The sequence below is a fragment of the Calothrix sp. UHCC 0171 genome (assembly GCF_034931845.1).
In the GTDB taxonomy this organism is placed as follows: Bacteria; Cyanobacteriota; Cyanobacteriia; order Cyanobacteriales; family Nostocaceae; genus Brunnivagina.
Map to the genome: position 1 here is coordinate 1 of NZ_JAYGHN010000097.1, position 899 is coordinate 899.

Here is an 899-nt window from a genome sequence, read left to right on the forward strand (position 1 = left end):
TGGCCGCCGAGATACGTGCAAAATGGGACACGTTGTAAAGTTTTGTAAAGATGCTAACAAAAAACCTTTGATTGATAAGGATTCCAGGCGCTTAAGCAAGCACTAAACTTTCGACCTCATCCAGTGAAGGTGGCACAGTCTCCATATCAATTAGGTAATCACCAAACCGCTTAACATGAGCCGTAATATAAGGACTCACAACCGCCACATCCTCACGGCTAATCAAATAGCCTTGCTTCTGTAAATCCCGCAATATATCAGTTAAATCTACAACATTTTGGAACAAAACAGCATTTGCTACCAAATCTTTATACTTAATCACCTTTTCCTGTTCAATTGGGTCATTCTTCATCACAACTCCAAAGCCACCAAAGAAAAACCACTTTGAGAATTTATGGTAAGCTTCCACAATATTCGTCACAGCAGTAATTTCTTTTCTCAGCTGCATATCCGATATATATTGCAGCAAGAAAACAGTTCTCACTACTTGTCCTAATTCCTGGAAAGCTTGATATAACCTGTTTTTACGACTATAATTACCCAATTTACGCAATAAAATTGCGCTTGATACTTTACCTGTCTGGATTGATAAAACCACTTGTAAAATATCTTGCCAATGAGTTTCTATCCGCTTCCAATCAACAGTTTCAGAGAACAAAGAATCAATATGTTGATAAACAGTCTCTTTGTCAGGACGATAAAAATTTAAATCTTTCCAATTACGAATCCGAGGCATTAACTTAATTCCCAGCATATGTGCCAATGCAAACACAGGTGTTGATTGACCGTGGGTATCAGCATGAATTGTATCGGGTTGAATATCGGAAGAGTTTTTTAACAACCCCTCGATGATATGAACAGCTTCCCAAGTACCACAAGAAATAAACTGGCTAAATAAA

At 37.8% G+C, this 899-nt stretch carries 1 protein-coding gene; it reads right to left on the minus strand.

Annotated elements, in window-relative coordinates; genetic code table 11:
• Positions 1-91: 91 nt before the first annotated feature.
• A partial coding sequence (locus tag VB733_RS27350) for a Tn3 family transposase (protein ID WP_323343188.1) occupies positions 92-899 on the minus strand: 808 nt, incomplete at its 5' end.